The 15,928-nt window shown below is 65.7% G+C and carries 18 protein-coding genes and 1 other RNA gene; 14 read left to right on the forward strand and 5 right to left on the reverse strand.

The genetic code is table 11. The annotated features are described in order from the left end of the window. Nucleotides 1-319 precede the first annotated feature (319 nt). Nucleotides 320-1,345 (forward strand): tRNA (adenosine(37)-N6)-threonylcarbamoyltransferase complex transferase subunit TsaD, encoded by a 1,026-nt coding sequence (tsaD, locus tag Q1M07_RS12055; RefSeq protein WP_300454131.1) that lies wholly within the window; start codon nucleotides 320-322, stop codon nucleotides 1,343-1,345. Nucleotides 1,346-1,352: 7 nt separating this feature from the next. Here tsaD and plsY read toward each other — a convergent pair whose 3' ends face one another. Next, complete coding sequence (plsY, locus tag Q1M07_RS12060; RefSeq protein ID WP_300454132.1) at nucleotides 1,353-2,000, reverse strand: glycerol-3-phosphate 1-O-acyltransferase PlsY; 648 nt, start codon at nucleotides 1,998-2,000, stop codon at nucleotides 1,353-1,355. 105 nt (nucleotides 2,001-2,105) lie between these two features. Here plsY and Q1M07_RS12065 point away from each other — a divergent pair, with 105 nt between their 5' ends. Next, the gene (locus Q1M07_RS12065; RefSeq protein WP_300454133.1) at nucleotides 2,106-2,462 is read left to right on the forward strand and encodes a dihydroneopterin aldolase; all 357 of its coding nucleotides are present in this window, start codon (nucleotides 2,106-2,108) and stop codon (nucleotides 2,460-2,462) included. A gap of 24 nt (nucleotides 2,463-2,486) precedes the next feature. Here the strand turns inward: Q1M07_RS12065 and Q1M07_RS12070 are convergent, their stop codons facing one another. The 4 genes from Q1M07_RS12070 to Q1M07_RS12085 are packed head-to-tail and all read right to left on the reverse strand — an operon-like array spanning nucleotide 2,487 to nucleotide 4,563. Continuing rightward, entirely contained in the window at nucleotides 2,487-3,140 is a 654-nt protein-coding gene (locus Q1M07_RS12070) for a BON domain-containing protein (RefSeq protein WP_300454134.1), read from the reverse strand. Further along, complete coding sequence (locus tag Q1M07_RS12075) at nucleotides 3,137-3,730, reverse strand: phosphoheptose isomerase (protein ID WP_300454135.1); 594 nt, start codon at nucleotides 3,728-3,730, stop codon at nucleotides 3,137-3,139. The genes Q1M07_RS12070 and Q1M07_RS12075 overlap by 4 nt, the downstream gene beginning before the upstream one ends. 43 nt (nucleotides 3,731-3,773) lie before the next feature. Then, a complete protein-coding gene (locus tag Q1M07_RS12080; protein WP_300454136.1) occupies nucleotides 3,774-4,166 on the reverse strand; it encodes an HIRAN domain-containing protein in 393 nt (130 codons plus the stop codon). Continuing rightward, nucleotides 4,153-4,563, reverse strand: a complete 411-nt coding sequence (locus Q1M07_RS12085; RefSeq protein WP_300454137.1) for a YraN family protein — start codon at nucleotides 4,561-4,563, stop codon at nucleotides 4,153-4,155. The genes Q1M07_RS12080 and Q1M07_RS12085 overlap by 14 nt, the downstream gene beginning before the upstream one ends. Here Q1M07_RS12085 and rsmI point away from each other — a divergent pair. From rsmI to mraY, 12 genes are all read left to right on the forward strand, one after another. After that, nucleotides 4,562-5,443, forward strand: a complete 882-nt coding sequence (gene rsmI / locus Q1M07_RS12090; RefSeq protein ID WP_300454138.1) for a 16S rRNA (cytidine(1402)-2'-O)-methyltransferase — start codon at nucleotides 4,562-4,564, stop codon at nucleotides 5,441-5,443. The two genes, Q1M07_RS12085 and rsmI, sit on opposite strands and share 2 nt — an antisense overlap. Nucleotides 5,444-5,493: 50 nt before the next feature. Then, a complete protein-coding gene (pyrC, locus tag Q1M07_RS12095) occupies nucleotides 5,494-6,528 on the forward strand; it encodes a dihydroorotase (RefSeq protein ID WP_300454139.1) in 1,035 nt (344 codons plus the stop codon). A gap of 35 nt (nucleotides 6,529-6,563) precedes the next feature. After that, entirely contained in the window at nucleotides 6,564-7,016 is a 453-nt protein-coding gene (locus Q1M07_RS12100) for a hypothetical protein (RefSeq protein WP_300454140.1), read from the forward strand. Nucleotides 7,017-7,060: 44 nt separating this feature from the next. Further along, entirely contained in the window at nucleotides 7,061-7,801 is a 741-nt protein-coding gene (locus Q1M07_RS12105) for a DUF3025 domain-containing protein (protein ID WP_300454141.1), read from the forward strand. Nucleotides 7,802-7,810: 9 nt separating this feature from the next. Next, an RNA gene (rnpB, locus tag Q1M07_RS12110) (RNase P RNA component class A) lies at nucleotides 7,811-8,182 on the forward strand. Between the two features lie 360 nt (nucleotides 8,183-8,542). Continuing rightward, nucleotides 8,543-8,989, forward strand: coding sequence for a division/cell wall cluster transcriptional repressor MraZ (gene mraZ, locus Q1M07_RS12115; RefSeq protein ID WP_300454195.1), 447 nt, complete (start codon nucleotides 8,543-8,545; stop codon nucleotides 8,987-8,989). Next, nucleotides 8,986-9,936, forward strand: coding sequence for a 16S rRNA (cytosine(1402)-N(4))-methyltransferase RsmH (gene rsmH / locus Q1M07_RS12120; RefSeq protein ID WP_300454142.1), 951 nt, complete (start codon nucleotides 8,986-8,988; stop codon nucleotides 9,934-9,936). The genes mraZ and rsmH overlap by 4 nt, the downstream gene beginning before the upstream one ends. A gap of 1 nt (nucleotide 9,937) precedes the next feature. Continuing rightward, the gene (ftsL, locus tag Q1M07_RS12125; protein WP_300454143.1) at nucleotides 9,938-10,216 is read left to right on the forward strand and encodes a cell division protein FtsL; all 279 of its coding nucleotides are present in this window, start codon (nucleotides 9,938-9,940) and stop codon (nucleotides 10,214-10,216) included. Beyond that, nucleotides 10,213-11,964 (forward strand): penicillin-binding protein 2, encoded by a 1,752-nt coding sequence (locus Q1M07_RS12130; protein ID WP_300454144.1) that lies wholly within the window; start codon nucleotides 10,213-10,215, stop codon nucleotides 11,962-11,964. The genes ftsL and Q1M07_RS12130 overlap by 4 nt, the downstream gene beginning before the upstream one ends. After that, nucleotides 11,961-13,460: a UDP-N-acetylmuramoyl-L-alanyl-D-glutamate--2,6-diaminopimelate ligase gene (locus Q1M07_RS12135; RefSeq protein ID WP_300454145.1), complete on the forward strand. Its 1,500-nt coding sequence runs from the start codon at nucleotides 11,961-11,963 to the stop codon at nucleotides 13,458-13,460. The genes Q1M07_RS12130 and Q1M07_RS12135 overlap by 4 nt, the downstream gene beginning before the upstream one ends. 5 nt (nucleotides 13,461-13,465) lie before the next feature. Further along, the gene (murF, locus tag Q1M07_RS12140; RefSeq protein ID WP_300454196.1) at nucleotides 13,466-14,839 is read left to right on the forward strand and encodes a UDP-N-acetylmuramoyl-tripeptide--D-alanyl-D-alanine ligase; all 1,374 of its coding nucleotides are present in this window, start codon (nucleotides 13,466-13,468) and stop codon (nucleotides 14,837-14,839) included. Continuing rightward, entirely contained in the window at nucleotides 14,839-15,927 is a 1,089-nt protein-coding gene (gene mraY, locus Q1M07_RS12145) for a phospho-N-acetylmuramoyl-pentapeptide-transferase (RefSeq protein ID WP_300454146.1), read from the forward strand. Before murF ends, mraY begins: the two co-directional genes overlap by 1 nt. The last annotated feature ends 1 nt before the right edge of the window (nucleotide 15,928 follow it).

Here is a 15,928-nt window from a genome sequence, read left to right on the forward strand (position 1 = left end):
CGTCGGTAGAAGGCTTCAACGCCCAGGCCGCTGCCGTCAAATTTCGCCAACAAGGATCGCCACTCCTGCCGGCTCCGCCTCGATCCCTTGCCCTTCTTTGCTCCCACCATCGCCGTTCCTCCTGCGTGTCATTTGCGTGGGCAGCCGTTTTGGTCATCGCGCGCGCGAACGGAAGAACGTCGTAGGGTTACCGGTTACGCCACTGATCGGTGGCTGGTCCGGATTTTCGGTCGCCACCCCCTCATCCTGGCGCTCGATCGGCGTGTGTAACCGGCGCCACGAACGGCGGGCTCGACGGCGGCTGGAGTAGAATGCGCCGATGCTGATTCTCGGAATCGAATCCTCCTGCGACGAGACCGGTGTCGCGCTCTACCGCGGCGACGGTGGCGATGGCGGAGAACTGCTCGCCCACGCCTTGCACTCGCAGGTCGCGATGCATGAGGACTACGGCGGCGTGGTGCCGGAGCTCGCCTCGCGCGATCACATTCGGCGCCTGATCCCCTTGTTGCGCCAGGTGCTGGCCGACGGCCGATGCGCGTTGGCCGAGATCGACGCCGTGGCCTACACGCAGGGACCGGGCCTGGCCGGCGCACTGCTCGTCGGCGCGGCTTTCGCCGAGGCCCTGGCGACCGCGCTCGGCGTGCCGACCGTTCCGGTACACCACCTCGAAGGCCACCTGCTCTCGCCGCTGCTTTCCCGCCGGCCGCCGCGCTTTCCCTTCGTCGCCCTGCTGGTTTCGGGCGGCCACAGCCAGTTGATGCGCGTCGCCGGCGTCGGCCAGTATGAACTGCTCGGCGAGACGCTCGACGACGCCGCCGGCGAGGCGTTCGACAAGACCGCCAAGCTGCTCGGCCTTGGCTACCCGGGCGGTCCGGCGCTCGCCGAACTGGCGGAACGCGGTCGGCGCGACGAGGTGCAACTGCCGCGCCCGATGCTCAAATCCGGCGACCTCGACTTCAGTTTCAGCGGCCTGAAAACGGCGGTGCTCACCAGGGTGCGCGAGTTGCCAACGATCAGTGACCAGCAGCGGGCCGACATCGCGCGCGGTTTTCAGGATGCCGTTGTCGATGTGCTGGTCGGCAAGTCCTTGCGCGCCGTCGCGCTGAGTGGCCTGCGGCAGCTCGTCGTTGCCGGCGGCGTCGGTGCCAACCGCGAGCTGAGGCGCCAGCTCGACGCCGCCGCGAGCCGGGCGGGGATCGTCGTTTTCTACCCGGAACTGGAATTCTGTACCGACAACGGCGCCATGATCGCGCTGGCCGGAGCCTTGCGCCTGCAGGCCGGGCTGGCCGGCAAGCCGGCCGGTGCCTTTGCCGTGCGGCCGCGCTGGCCGCTGACCGGCAGCTAGCGCGCTCTCATTCGCTGGTAGCGCGCCGGCCGGCGGCGGTTTTCCTGCCTGCGCCGATCTTCGGCTCGCTGCCGGCCATCAGGCGCTGCAGGTTCGGCCAGTGCTTGCCGACCAGCGCCATGGCGATGATGCCGACCGCCAGCACCAGGCCATTGCTGCCCCACAAAAGGAAGGCGTAGAGCGGCGCTGCGCTGGCGGCGACGAGCGCAGCAAGCGACGAATAGCGCGACGTGAAGGCGATCAGCAGCCAGGTGCACAAGGTTGCCAGGCCAAGCCAGGGGTCGATCGCGAGCAACACGCCGGCCGCGGTGGCGACGCCTTTTCCTCCCTTGAAACCGAGGAAGATCGGGTAGAGGTGACCGAAGAAGACGGCCAGCGCGACGACTCCGACCGTGTAGCCGGGCAGGCCGAAATCGGCCGCGTAGCGCTCCGCGAGAAAGACGGCCAGCCATCCCTTGGCCACATCGCCGATCAGCGTGACGACCGCGGCGCCTTTGTGGCCGCTGCGCAGGACGTTGGTCGCGCCGGGGTTTCGCGAACCATAGCTGCGCGGGTCGGCGAGGCCGAACAAGCGGCTGGCGACCAGCGCGAAGGGAATCGAGCCGAGCAGATAGGCGGCCAGGATGGCGAGCGGAGTGATCAGCAAGGGCGACATCGGGGCGATCGGGTATCGGTGGGGCTGTGGGTTAGAATGCGCGCACTGTCGTCGCCGCGGACCGCGCCCGACGAGTCATTTTACACCGACACGACACCCGCCCGTATGGACATCATTTTCATCGACGATCTTCGCGCCGCCACCCGGATCGGCATCTATCCGCGCGAAAAAGCGATGCCCCAGACGATAGAAATCTCGTTGCGCATCGGCACCTCGACCGCCAGCGCCGGCGCCAGCGACGACATCGGCGACACCATCGACTACGCGCAGGTCGTCGACTGCCTGCGTGCCGAACTTGCCGTGCGGCACTTCAATCTCCTCGAGAGGCTGGCCGAATATGTCGCCACACTGCTGCTCGAAGACTTCGGCGCCACCTGGGTTCGCGTTTCGATCGCCAAGGTCGGCATGATGCGCGGCGTGCAGCGCGCCGGCGTCGTCATCGAGCGCGGCGCGGCGGCGTAGTAAGGCTGAGGCAGGACGTCGCGCTCAGCCGCCGCCGCTTGCCGGCGGTACCGGCGGCCGCTGCTCGGGCAGACGTATGTCGGCCTCCCTGGCCTGCGCGGCGGAGATGATCTCGAGCAGCGTGACGACTTTCTTGACGTCGCTTGTCGTGCGCGCGACCTGGATCGCCGAGTCCGCCTCGCGCTGGGTCACGAGGCCCAGCAGATAGACGATTCCGGCCTCGGTGACGACCTTGACATGGACTGCGTTGAACTTTCCCGAGTCGACGAAGCGGCTCTTCACCCGAGTGGTGATGTAGGAATCGTTGCTGCGCGCCGAGTAGGACGTGACCGGTGCCACCGCCAGTTCGTTGTAAACGCCTTGCACCTGCGGCACGCCGGCGACGATACGTTCGATTTCCGCTTTCGCTTCCTCGGTCGCCACTTCGCCGGTCAGGAGAACCTTGCGGTTGTAGCTCGTGAAGTTGACGTGCGTGTTGGCGCTGTACTTCTCGTTGACGCGCGAGCTGGCTTTCCACTCGATGGCTTCGTCGTCGGTCTGCGTGCCCAGCGAGCGGCGATCGAAGGTGGCCAGCGCGCCGCCGGTGGCGGCGCCGGCGGCGACGACCGGCAGGCAGCCTTGCAGCAGCGGCAGCAGCATGGCGCCGACGAGGAGGCTGGCGGTGAGGATTTTTCTCATTCTTCAACTCCCATGAGCAAGCAATCGATGCCATCGCACAGGCAGTGGATGGCGAGCAGGTGCGTTTCCTGGATGCGCGAGGTGCGGTCGGCCGGAACGCAGATGTGCACGTCGCTTTCGCGCAGTAGGCCGGCAATCTCGCCGCCGCCCCTGCCGGTCAGTGCGACGACGCGCAAATCGTTTTCCTGCGCGGCGTTGATCGCTTCGACGACGCTCGGCGAGTTGCCCGAGGTGGAAATCGCCACCAGCACGTCGCCAGCCTGGCCCAGCGCCCGTACCTGCTTGGCGAAGACCATCTGGTAGCCGTAGTCGTTGGCGACTGCCGACAGGATCGAGCTGTCGGTGGTCAGCGCAATCGCTGCCAGTTCGTGGCGTTCGACCTCGAATCGGCCGACCAGTTCGGCGGCAAAATGCTGCGCGTCGGCTGCCGAACCGCCGTTGCCGCAGGCGAGGATCTTGCCGTTGTTGAGCAGGCAATCGACCATCGCTTCGATCGCCTGCGCAATCGGCGAAGCCAGCACTTCGATGGCGTCGAGCTTGGTTTGCGCGCTGTCCCGGAAATGCTGGCTGACGCGCGTGATCAGGTCCATGGGCGCTGACTCGGGTTTGGGGTGAGGAGCGCGGATTCTATCATCAGAGGATCAGGAATACCTCGAACTCGACGCGGCGCCAGGGGTCGGAATCCTCGCGCAGGCGCGAAACACGCGCCTCGAGCCGCTCGCCGCCGTCGAGTGCGCGCGCCACGGCGCGGTTCTCGGCGCGCGGCACATAGCCGAGCTGGTGGCCCTGCCAATCGACGCGGATGGCATTGCGGTCGTGGCGATTGGTCGGCTCGCGAACCAGCGTCAGGCGGTCGCCGAGACGGATCTGCGACCAAACTTCGCGCAACGCGTAATACTGGCTGCCCGCCAGCGGCGAGCTCTGGACGACGATCCTGACGCTCTCGGCGCTCTCGGCGCTCTCGGCGCTCTCGGCGGTGGTGCAGAGAGTCAGCCAGAGGGCGACGGCAAGGCTAGCAAAAGGCATCGCGCAGCCACTCGATGGCGCTTTCGGATAGATCGTCGAGCAGCACGCAGTCGAAGCGGCAGTCCGCATCGCCGGCCGCGTGTGTGGCCAGATAGTGTTGCGCGGCGAGGATGATCCGCTCGCGCTTGCCAGCCGTGATGCTGGCCGCGGCACCGCCGTAGCCGGCGCTGCGCCGCAGGCGCACTTCGACGAAAACGAGGCCGCGCCGGTCGCGGCAGACGAGGTCCACCTCGCCGCCGCGGCAGCGGTAGTTGCATTCCAGGATCGTCAGACCCTGCTGTTCAAGAAAGTGCCCCGCCAGGCGCTCGGCTATGCGGCCGTCGGTGGCGCGCTTGGCCGCCTGTATGGTCTGCCCGGTCGTGCTATCTTTGCCGCTCACTTGCCCACCGATCGCCATGACAGAAGAATCCACCGCATTATATGTCGTCCCCACTCCGCTCGGCCATCTCGGCGACATGACGCAGCGCGCGATCGACGTCCTGCGTCGGGTGCGCTGGGTCGCTGCCGAGGATACGCGACACAGCGCACCGTTGCTCAGGCACTACGGATCGACGGCGCGCCTGCTGGCGGCGCACGAGCACAACGAGGAGGGCGCCGCGCGACAGGTGATCGCGCGCCTGGCGGCCGGCGAGTCGGTGGCGCTGGTGGTCGATGCCGGGACGCCTGCCGTCTCTGACCCCGGCGCGCGGCTGGTGGGGCGCGTGCGCGCCGCCGGTTATCGCGTCGTTCCCTTGCCTGGCGCCTGCGCGGCGGTCGTCGCGCTGTCCGCCGCCGGATGGAGCGAGGCGCGCTTCCTGTTCTACGGTTTCTTGCCGAGCAAGGCCGGGCAGCGTGCCGAAGCCTTGCGCACACTGGTCGATCTGCCATGGGCGCTGGTCTTCTACGAGGCGCCGCATCGCATTCTCGACACCATCGACGCGCTGTCCGCCGTCTTCGAACCGACGCGCCAGGTGGTGCTGGCGCGCGAGCTGACGAAGATGTTCGAGAGTATTCATTGTTGTCCGCTCGGTGAAGCACGGGACTGGTTGCTGGCCGATGCCAATCGCCAGCGCGGCGAGTTCGTCGTGCTCGTCGCCGGTGCGCCGGCGAAGATAGGTGATGGTGAAGGTGAGCGCGTGCTGACCGTGCTGCTCGACGAGGGCCTGCCGGTAAGCCAGGCCACACGCCTGGCGCACGCGATCACCGGTGCGGGGAAGAAATCGCTCTATCAAAGGGCATTGCGCTGGCACGACGAGCGGCGACCAAGCGACGCGGTCGCCGGGCCGGAAATCCTCTAGAATTCAGGTATCCTGCGCTTCCCGACACGGCTCCTTTTTCTGGTCAGAACATGCAGATCACGATCACCCGCCCCGACGACTGGCATCTCCATCTGCGCGACGGCGAGGCGCTGGCCAGCGTTCTGCCACATACGGCGCGTCAGTTCGCGCGCGCCATCGTGATGCCCAATCTGCGACCACCGGTGACGACCGTCGCCGCCGCCGCTGCGTATCGGGCGCGCATCCTGGCCGCCTTGCCGCCCGGAACGGCGTTCACGCCGCTGATGACCTTGTACCTGACCGACAACACGCCGGTGGATGAGATTCGGCGTGCGGCGGACAGTGCTTTCGTACACGCGGTGAAATTTTATCCGGCCGGCGCGACGACCAACTCGGACCTGGGGGTCACTGATCTCGGCCATTGCACGATGGTGCTCGCCGAGATGGAGAAACTCGGCCTGCCGCTCCTGGTGCACGGCGAGGTGACCGATCCGGCGATCGACGTTTTCGACCGCGAGGCGGTGTTCCTCGAGCGTGTTCTGCAGCCTCTGATGGCGCGCTTCCCGGCGCTGAAGGTGGTCGTCGAGCACATCACGACCGCCGATGCGGCGGACTTCGTTGCCGCTTGCGGGCCGAACGTCGCGGCAACGATCACCGCGCACCACTTGCTGTACAACCGCAACGCAATTTTTTCCGGCGGCGTCCGGCCGCACTACTACTGCCTGCCGGTTCTCAAACGCGAGCAACACCGTTTGGCGTTGCTGCGGGTCGCGACCTCGGGCAATCGCCGTTTCTTTCTCGGCACGGATTCGGCGCCGCACGCCCGGACGACCAAGGAGGCAGCCTGCGGCTGCGCCGGATGCTACACGGCGCATGCGGCACTGGAGTTGTACGCCGAAGCCTTCGAGTCGATCGGTGCGCTCGACCGGCTCGAAGGCTTTGCCAGTTTCAACGGGCCGGACTTCTATGGCCTGCCGCGCAATTCCAGCCAGGTCACGCTGCTGCGCGGCGAGTGGTCGACGCCGGAGGCATTCCCTTACCTGGCCGGCGACACGCTGGTTCCCCTGCGTGCCGGTGAGCCGCTACGCTGGAAGATGCTCGGTTGAGACCGCGCATCGCGATTTGTTGCAGGAGGTTGTGCGTGCTGCCGAACAAGCTGTTGGTGCTGACGCTGTTGCTGCCCTGGCTGGTCGCCTGTTCGGACCAGCGGGCGGCGCTTGAACTCGAATCGCCGCAGCATACGCTGACGCTGGTTCGTGTGCAGAACTTCTTCTGGGAAAAGACCGCACGCTACACCGTCGTGGCCGCTCGCATGCCGGACTGCATGCGCCGCCACGACCTCGGTCCAGGCGGCGCCGACAGCAAAATGGAGGTCTATTCGCCGGGCAACAACGCCTGGATTCTCAAGCAGGGCAAACGAATGTTCGCGGTCGAGACGCGTAGCTGCGAAGGCTTCGCCAAGCTGGAGGAAGAGCCGGAGGGCGGCCTCGGCCCCTTGCTCGGAACTTTCCAGATGCGCAACGGCGTACTGACCGTGGTCGCCGCTGGCAAAGGCGAATCGGCTGGCGGGTCGGTCGCCCCGGCCGGTCAGTGAGAGGCGAGGTTTTTCCTTCGCCGGGTGGCCTCTTCGCGCCCTTGATGCCGCTTCTCGAACAGATGCCGTCGGCACCCGGTCTGGCGCTGCTCGATGAACTGAGCGCGACACGCGATCTGCGTACGCAGAGCGGCCAGCGGGTGGTGTTTCGGCCCGCACCGGCCGACGGCCTCGATTACGAAACCCGTATCTGGACGCGCGGCGAAGTGGCGACTCGCCCGGACAACTGGCACGATTTTTTCAACGCACTCGTCTGGCTGACCTTTCCGCTGACCAAGGCAGCGCTCAATGCCTGCCATGTCGAAGCGCTGGCCGCACCGATCGGCGGCCACGGTCGCGGCCAGGCGCGCGACGCGCTGACGCATTTCGACGAATGCGGGGTCGTCGTCGTCTCGTCCGACCCTTCGCTGCTCGGGCTGCTGCGCAGCTTTCGCTGGCGGGAGCTGTTCTGGGAGCGCCGGCTCGACCTCCGCCGTGCGCTGTGCTGCTTCGTTTTCGGACACGCGACCTACGAGCAGTTGTTGCGGCCCTTTCGTGGCCTTACCGGCAAGGCCGTTCTTTACGCAGTCGACAGCGCCTGGCTGCAGCGGCCGCCAAGCGAGCAACTGGCCGACCTTGACCGGCGTCTGGCCGGCGAACTGGAGGCCGGTCTCTATCGTCAGCCGCGCGCCTTGCAGCCGCTACCGCTGCTCGGCCTGCCCGGCGTTACGCCGGACAGCGATAACCCCGCCTATTACGACGACCCGTATCAGTTCCGGCCGGGCCGCGCCGGGCGCGGCGTATAATCTGCCCGGGAAGTCGGTCAGGCAGCCGCTGGGCAAGAGGTGCAAACCTGGCGCCGAGAGGAAAGTCCGGGCTCCGCAGAGCAGGATGCCGGTTAACGACCGGGCACCGTGAGGTGACGGAAAGTGCCACAGAAAACAGACCGCCGATGTCGTCGTTCGGGAAACCGACGGGACAGGTAAGGGTGAAACGGCGAGGTAAGAGCTCACCGCGGCCGTGGTAACACGGACGGCACGGCAAACCCCATCCGGAGCAAGGCCAAATAGGGAAGCATGGGCGTGGCTCGCGCTGCTTCCGGGTAGGCTGCTTGAGCGTGCTGGTAACAGTACGCCTAGAGGAATGGCTGCCCACGACAGAACCCGGCTTATCGGCCGGCTTCCCACCTCCTCCCATTTCTTTTGATTCCTTCCGCTGACGGACAGCGAGCGCGGCCGGCTCGTCGCGTCGCTTTGTCTGGCGGCGCCATTGCGCCGCTGGCTGGTAGCGTCTGATTTCCGCCACGCTCACCCACTTGGCGCTCTTTTTGAATAAGTTACTTTAAGTTAGTTCTTTTGTGCTTTGTTTTTATGTAGAAAAATTATTTTTAACATCCTTTCAAAACAGCCATAAGTGCTTGTCGTCATTGACAAAACCATGCTTCGACCCCTTGCTTTGGGCGATTCTTTGCCTTAGAGTGGGAATAAGTGGTAGAAAGTGGGGGGAATTGCCCCCCCAAGCAAGAACGCAAGGGACGATCGGTGGTGATGTTTCAGGGTGCGGCAGCGTTGAGTCTGGATGTCAAGGGCAGAATCGCCATTCCGGCGCGTCATCGCGAGGGACTGGCGGCGGCTGCCGAAGGCCGGCTGGTGCTCACCGCCCATCCGCATCGCTGTCTGCTGCTTTACCCGGAGAGCGCGTGGGAACCGATTCGCGACAAGGTGCTGGCGGCGTCCAGCTTGGACCCGCGATCCGCCCTGATCAAGCGTCTGCTGGTCGGTCACGCGCGGGAGGAGGAAATGGATGCGGCGGGTCGCGTGCTGATCGCTCCGGAGTTGCGCCAGTTTGCGCAATTCGACAAGCAGGTCTGGCTGGTCGGTCAGGGCAGCCATTTCGAGATCTGGTCGGATGCCGGCTGGCAGCAGCAGCAGGAAGCGGCTTTCGCTCTGGCTGACCAGTTGTTGCCGGCCGGACTCGAGGATCTGGCGCTGTGAGTTCGGAGCCGCCGCATCGGACGGTGCTGTTGCAGGAAGCCGTTGCCGCGCTGGCCATCAAGCCTGGCGGGACGTACGTCGATGGCACTTTCGGTGGCGGCGGCCACAGTCGGGCGATCCTCGACCAGCTCGGCCCCGAGGGCCGCTTGCTGGCACTGGATCGTGATCCGCAAGCGGTGGCGCAGGGCAAGGAAGTAAACGATCGGCGGCTGCTGGTCAGGCATCAGCGCTTCGGCGAGCTGGACGATGCGCTGCGCCAGGCGGGCTTCGCCAGCGAGCAGGGCGTCGACGGCGTACTGCTCGATATCGGCGTTTCGTCGCCGCAGCTCGACGAATCGCAGCGCGGCTTCAGTTTCCGCCACGACGCGCCGCTCGACATGCGGATGGATACGACGCAGGGCGAGACGGCGGCGCAGTGGCTTGAGCGAGCCAGCGTGCAGGAGATCACGGAGGTCATTAGGAACTATGGTGAAGAACGGTTTGCTTTCCAGATTGCAAAGAAGATTGTGGTTGCTCGGGGAGAGCGGCCGCTTGCAACCACGGGGCAGCTGGCCGCGCTTGTACGCCAGACCGTGTGGACCCGCGAGCCCGGCCAGGACGCGGCGACGCGTACCTTTCAAGCTCTACGGATTCATATCAATCAAGAGCTCGAGCAGCTCGCGCTAGTGTTGCCGCAGGCCATGACAGTTCTCAAACAGGGCGGACGGCTGGTGGTCATCTGTTTCCATTCGCTCGAAGACCGTATCGTCAAACGCTTCCTGCGTGCCGAGTCTGATCCTGACCGCTCGCCGAAAAACCTGCCTCTGCGCGCCGCCGATCTGCCGCCGCCCAGACTCCGTCTGGTCGGCAAGCCGGTGCGTGCGAGCGCCGACGAGATTGCCGCCAATCCACGGGCGCGCAGCGCGATCATGCGCGTCGCCGAGAAACTCGTCGCCCGGGCGGCCTGAGATGCTTCGTCTGAACATATTTCTCTTGGTCACCGCCGTGCTTTGCGGTCTCGGCGTGGTGACTTCGCAGCACAAGGCACGCAAGCTCTTTCAGGCGCTCGACATCGAGCAGGAGCGTGCGCGGCAGCTCGACGTCGAATTCGGGCAGTTGCAGCTCGAGTTATCGACCTGGGGAACGGCGCCGCGAATCGAGAAGATCGCCCGCGAAAAACTCAAGATGACCACGCCGGATAGCGACCGCATCATCACCGCCACACCCGGAGGAGCGCTGTCGCGATGATGCACCTGAAGGGAAAAGTGGCGCACAAGTTCGCCGAAAGCCCGCTGCTGCAACTCAGCCTGCCGCCCTGGCGCTCGCGCCTGATGGCCCTGCTGATCCTTGCTTCCTTTGCCGTGCTGATCGGCCGGGCGTTCTATCTGCAGATTCTCAACAACGACTTCCTGCAGGAAAAAGGCGAGTCGCGTTACCGGCGCGATATCGAAATCAGTGCCTCGCGCGGCCGGATTGCCGACCGGCACGGTGACGTGCTGGCCATTTCGACGCCGATGAAATCGATCTGGGCGATTCCCCCGGCGACCACCCTGACCCCAGAGCAGAACAAGCAACTGGCGGCTCTGCTCGAGACCGACGCCAAGCAGTTGTCGCGCAAGCTGGACACCGACAAGACCTTCGTCTTCCTGCGGCGCCAGATACCGCCACCGGTCGCCGACCAGGTGGCCGCGCTCAAGCTGCCCGGCATCGGCCAGAACAAGGAGTATCGGCGCTTTTATCCGACCGGTGAAATGACGGCCCACATGGTCGGCTTCACCGGTGTCGACGACAAGGGACTGGAAGGCGTCGAACTTGCTTTCCATAGCCAGTTGCTGGGCCAGCCCGGCAGCCGAAGCGTCATCAAGGACCGGCGTGGCCAGATCGTCGAGGACGTCGGGTCGATCAAGCCGCCGCAGGACGGCAAGGACATTCGCCTGGCACTCGACTCCAAGATCCAGTACCTCGCCTACAGCCAGTTGAAACAGGCGATCGCTGAAAACAACGCGAAAGCCGGTGGGGTGGTCGTGCTCGACGTGCGCACCGGCGAGATTCTGGCGCTCGCCAATCTGCCGACCTACAACCCGAACAACCGCGAAAATCTGTCCGGTAGCCAATTGCGTAACCGCGCCGTCACCGACACTTTCGAACCCGGATCGACACTCAAGCCCTTCACCATCGCCCTCGGCCTCGAGAACGGCAAGGTTCGTTCCGACAGCATCATCAACTGCGCGCCCGGTCGGCTGACGATCGGCAGCGCGACGATTTCCGACGCCCATCCGCATGGCGCGCTGAGCGTGGCGCAAGTCATCCAGAAGTCTTCCAACGTCGGCGCGGCCAAGATCGCCGCCATGCTGCCGTATCAGAAGATGTGGGAAATGTTCGACGACGTCGGTTTCGGTCAGTTGCCGGGACTCGGCTTTCCGGGCGAGGTAAGCGGCCGAGTGCGGCCATGGAAGAGCTGGCGGCCGATCGAACAGGCGACCATGGCCTACGGGCACGGCATTTCGGTATCGCTGATCCAGCTCGCACGGGCGTACTCGGTTTTCGCGCGCGACGGCGATCTGGTGCCGCTCTCTCTGACCCGGGCAGAGGCCGCGCTTCCGCATGGCACGCGAGTCTTCAGCCCGCAGACGGCGCGCGAGGTGCGCGCCATGCTCGAGCTGGCGGTGCTGCCAGGCGGAACGGCTCCCAAGGCACAAATTCCCGGCTATCGGGTGGCCGGCAAGACCGGCACGGCGCACAAGCTCCAGGGCGGGCGCTACGCCAACAAGTACGTGTCGTCCTTCGTCGGTTTTGCGCCGGCGTCGGATCCCCGGCTGATCGTCGCGGTCATGATCGACGAGCCGAGCGCCGGCAAGCACTACGGCGGTGACGTTGCGGCACCGGTGTTCGCCTCCGTGATGAGCAACTCGCTGCGCACCCTCGGCATCGTCCCCGACGCCCCGCTGGTCGTCGCGCAAAGCCCGAAGCCGCCAGCGGCAAAGGCTAAGCTTTGAATCGCCCGGTCAGCGTGTCGCCGAGCGCCGCCGCCATTCTCGAAGAGCTGGCGGCGTTTGGCGTCGTGCCGAGCGGAATAGCCGACGACAGCCGCCGAGTCCGCCGGGGCGACCTCTTTCTGGCTTATCCGGGCGGCTCGGCCGACGGTCGCCAGCACATCGCCGAGGCCATCGCCAAGGGCGCCGCGGCCGTCGTCTGGGAAGCTGCCGATGGTGCATCGGGGTTCGCCTGGCGCGACGCGTGGCGGATCGCCAATATTCCGGTGTGCGGGCTGCGCCAGCTGTGCGGGCCTCTCGCCCACGCCGTCCATCAGCGGCCGAGCGAGCGCCTGTCGCTGATCGCGGTCACCGGGACCAATGGCAAGACCAGCGTCAGCCAGTGGATAGCCGCCACGCATCCGCGCCGCTGCGCAGTGATCGGTACGCTGGGCGCCGGTTTCCCTGGCCAGTTTGCCGATACCGGCTTCACGACTCCGGAAGCGACGACATTGATGCGCTACCTGGCCGCTTTTGCCGATGACGAAGTGCAAGCCTGTGCGCTCGAAGCGAGTTCGATCGGCCTGGCCGAGGGGCGTCTCGACGGCGTTCGCGTCGACGTGGCGGTGTTCACCAATCTGACGCGCGATCATTTGGACTATCACGCGACAATGGACGACTACGCGCAGGCCAAGGCCAGACTGTTCACTTGGCCCAGGCTTCGTCTGGCGGTGAGCAACCTCGATGATCCTTTCGGGCGACAACTGGCCGGGCTAAGCACAGCGACCAAAGTGGTCGGCTATACGCAACAGGACGGAGTGGACGACAGGCAAGGGACGATCCGCGCCGAGAAGGTCGAGGAAACGATCTCCGGGCTGCGTTTCCGTCTCTGCGCGCCGAACGGCCGGGCGCTCGTGGAAACCGGCCTGCTTGGGCGCTACAACGTCGCCAATCTGCTGGCCGTGGCGGCGGTTTTGATCGATGCCGGAATGACTCCGCAAGGCATTGCCGAGCGCTTCGCGCAGCTGGGCTCGCCGCCGGGCCGTCTGGAGAAAGTGGGTGGCGACAACGAACCGCTGGTCGTCGTCGATTACGCGCATACTCCCGATGCGCTGGCCAATGCCCTCACCGCCCTACGTCCGACGGCCGACGCCCGAGGTGCCGGTCTGGTCGTCGTCTTCGGCTGCGGCGGCGATCGTGACCGCGGCAAGCGACCCCTGATGGGATCGGTCGCCGCGCGCCTGGCCGATCGCGTGGTGTTGACCAGCGACAACCCGCGCGGCGAGGATGAGCAGGCCATTCTCAACGACATTCTGGCCGGCGCACCGGCTGCCGAAGTGATCGCCGATCGCGGCGAAGCGATTCGTCGTACTCTGGTGGCGGCCCATCCGGCCGACGTCGTACTGATTGCCGGCAAGGGGCACGAGACCTACCAGGACATCGGGGGGCAGCGGCGGCCCTTTGCCGACACGACGCAGGCCCGCGCCGCCCTCGACGCGCGTCGGGAGGCCAGCCGATGAGCGCCATGATGGACCTGCAGGCCGTCGCACGCGCCACCGCCGGCAAGCTGGTCGGCGACAACGTGAGCTTTAGCGGTGTTTCGACCGACAGCCGGAGCATCGCCGCCGGTGAGCTCTTCGTCGCCTTGCGTGGCGACAGGTTCGACGGTCACCACTACCTCGCGGCGGCCAAGGAGCGCGGCGCCGTCGGCGCGATCGTCGCGGCCGACAGTGTGGTCAGCCTGCCGGGGCTGTCGCTACCGCTCGTGCTAGTCGCCGAGACGCGGCTCTCGCTCGGCGCCCTGGCCGCCGAATGGCGCAGCCGCTTCACCTTGCCGGTACTCGCCGTCACCGGCAGCAACGGCAAGACGACGACCAAGGAGATGATCGCCAGCATTCTGCAAGCCGCTTATGGCGACGCGGTCCTGGCGACGCGGGGGAACTACAACAACGACATCGGCCTGCCGCTGACTCTGCTGCGCCTCAACGCGACGCATCGCGCGGCGATCATCGAGTTGGGGATGAACCATCCGGGCGAAATCGCCTACCTGGCCGGCATCGCCCGCCCGACCGTCGCCCTGGTGACCAACGCTCAGCGCGCGCATCTGGCCGGGATGGGTTCGCTCGAAGCGATTGCCGCGGAGAAGGGAAGCATCTACACGGGCCTGGACGAAACGGGGATCGCGGTTTTCAATGCCGACGAACCGTGGGCCGAGCTCTGGCGCGCTCAGAGTCGTGGGCTGGGAGTCCTGACTTTCGGCGTCGACCACGCGGCAGACGTCACGGGAAGATTTCATCTGCACGGTCTGGAGAGTCGTCTCAGCATCTTCGCCCCGGCGGGCCAGGCGGATGTCGTGCTTTCCCTGCCCGGCCGGCACAATGCGCGCAATGCCTTGGCCGCCGCCGCCGCCGCACTGGCCGCCGGCGTCCCGCTGGCCGCGGTGCGCGACGGCTTGAACTCCTTTCGCGGGCTCAAGGGCCGCTTGCAACGGCGGATGGCCTTGCAAGGCGCCGTTCTGCTCGACGACAGCTACAACGCCAACCCAGATTCGGTACGCGCCGGTATCGACGTTCTGGCGGCGACGATCGGCAAAAAGATACTGGTGCTCGGCGATATGGGAGAGATCGGCGAGATGAGCGCTCAGTTCCACGACGAGGTTGGCGGCTATGCCAAGAGCCAGGGAATCGACCGCCTGCTGGCGCTCGGTGACGCCAGTGCGCTCGCGGCCTACAATTTCGGTAGCGGTGGCGAGCACTTCGCCAGCATCGAACGCTTGATCGTCAGTCTGCGCGCCGCGCTGACCGCCGAGACGACGGTGCTCGTCAAGGGATCACGTTTCATGCGCATGGAGCGGGTGGCCGACGCCATCGCGCTGCCTGCACCTGCCGGGGAAACGTGATGCTGCTGCTCCTGACCCAATGGCTGGCACAGGAAGTGCGCGCCTTCAACGTCTTCGGTTACATCACGCTGCGCACGGTGCTGGCGGCGATGACCGCGCTGATCATCTCCTTCATCGCCGGGCCGGGCGTCATCCGCTGGCTGGCGGCGAAGAAAATCGGCCAGGCGGTACGCAACGACGGCCCGCAAACCCACCTTGTCAAGTCCGGCACGCCGACCATGGGCGGTGCGCTGATCCTCATTGCCGTCGCCATCACGACGCTGCTGTGGGGCGACCTCAGCAATCGCTACGTGTGGATCGTGCTGATCGTGACGCTCGGCTTCGGGAGCATCGGTTGGTACGACGACTGGCAGAAAGTCGTGCATCGCAATCCGCGCGGCCTGCCGGCCCGCTGGAAGTATTTCTGGCAATCGGCCATCGGTCTGGCGGTGGCGCTCTATCTCGGTCTGACGGCAACCGGCCCGGCACAACTCGAGCTGATCGTGCCCTTCTTCAAGACCGTTTCGTACCCGCTCGGCATCTTCGGTTTCATTGTTCTGAGCTATCTGGTAGTCGTGGGAACGAGCAATGCCGTCAACCTGACCGATGGTCTGGATGGCCTGGCGATCATGCCGACGGTGATGATCGCCGCCGCGCTGGCAATCTTTGCCTACGTCGCCGGAAACTCGGTGTACGCCAGGTATCTTTTCCTGCCCTATATCCCGGGTGCTGGCGAGTTGGCCATTTTCCTTGGCGCAATGGCCGGGGCCGGGCTCGGTTTCCTGTGGTTCAACGCCTACCCGGCCGAGGTCTTCATGGGCGACGTCGGCGCGCTGGCGCTCGGCGCTGCCCTTGGCACGGTGGCGATCATCGTCCGTCAGGAGATCGTGCTGGCGATCATGGGCGGCATTTTCGTCGCCGAAACGTTGTCGGTTGCTGCGCAGGTGCTCTACTACCGGTTTACCGGCGGCCGGCGGATCTTTCGCATGGCGCCGCTGCACCATCATTTCGAACTGGGCGGCTGGAAAGAAACGCAGGTCGTCGTGCGCTTCTGGATCATCACCATCATGCTGGTGCTGATCGGCTTGTCTACCTTGAAGCTGCGTTGAC

Source organism: Accumulibacter sp. (genome assembly GCF_029255285.1).
Lineage (GTDB): Bacteria > Pseudomonadota > Gammaproteobacteria > Burkholderiales > Rhodocyclaceae > Accumulibacter.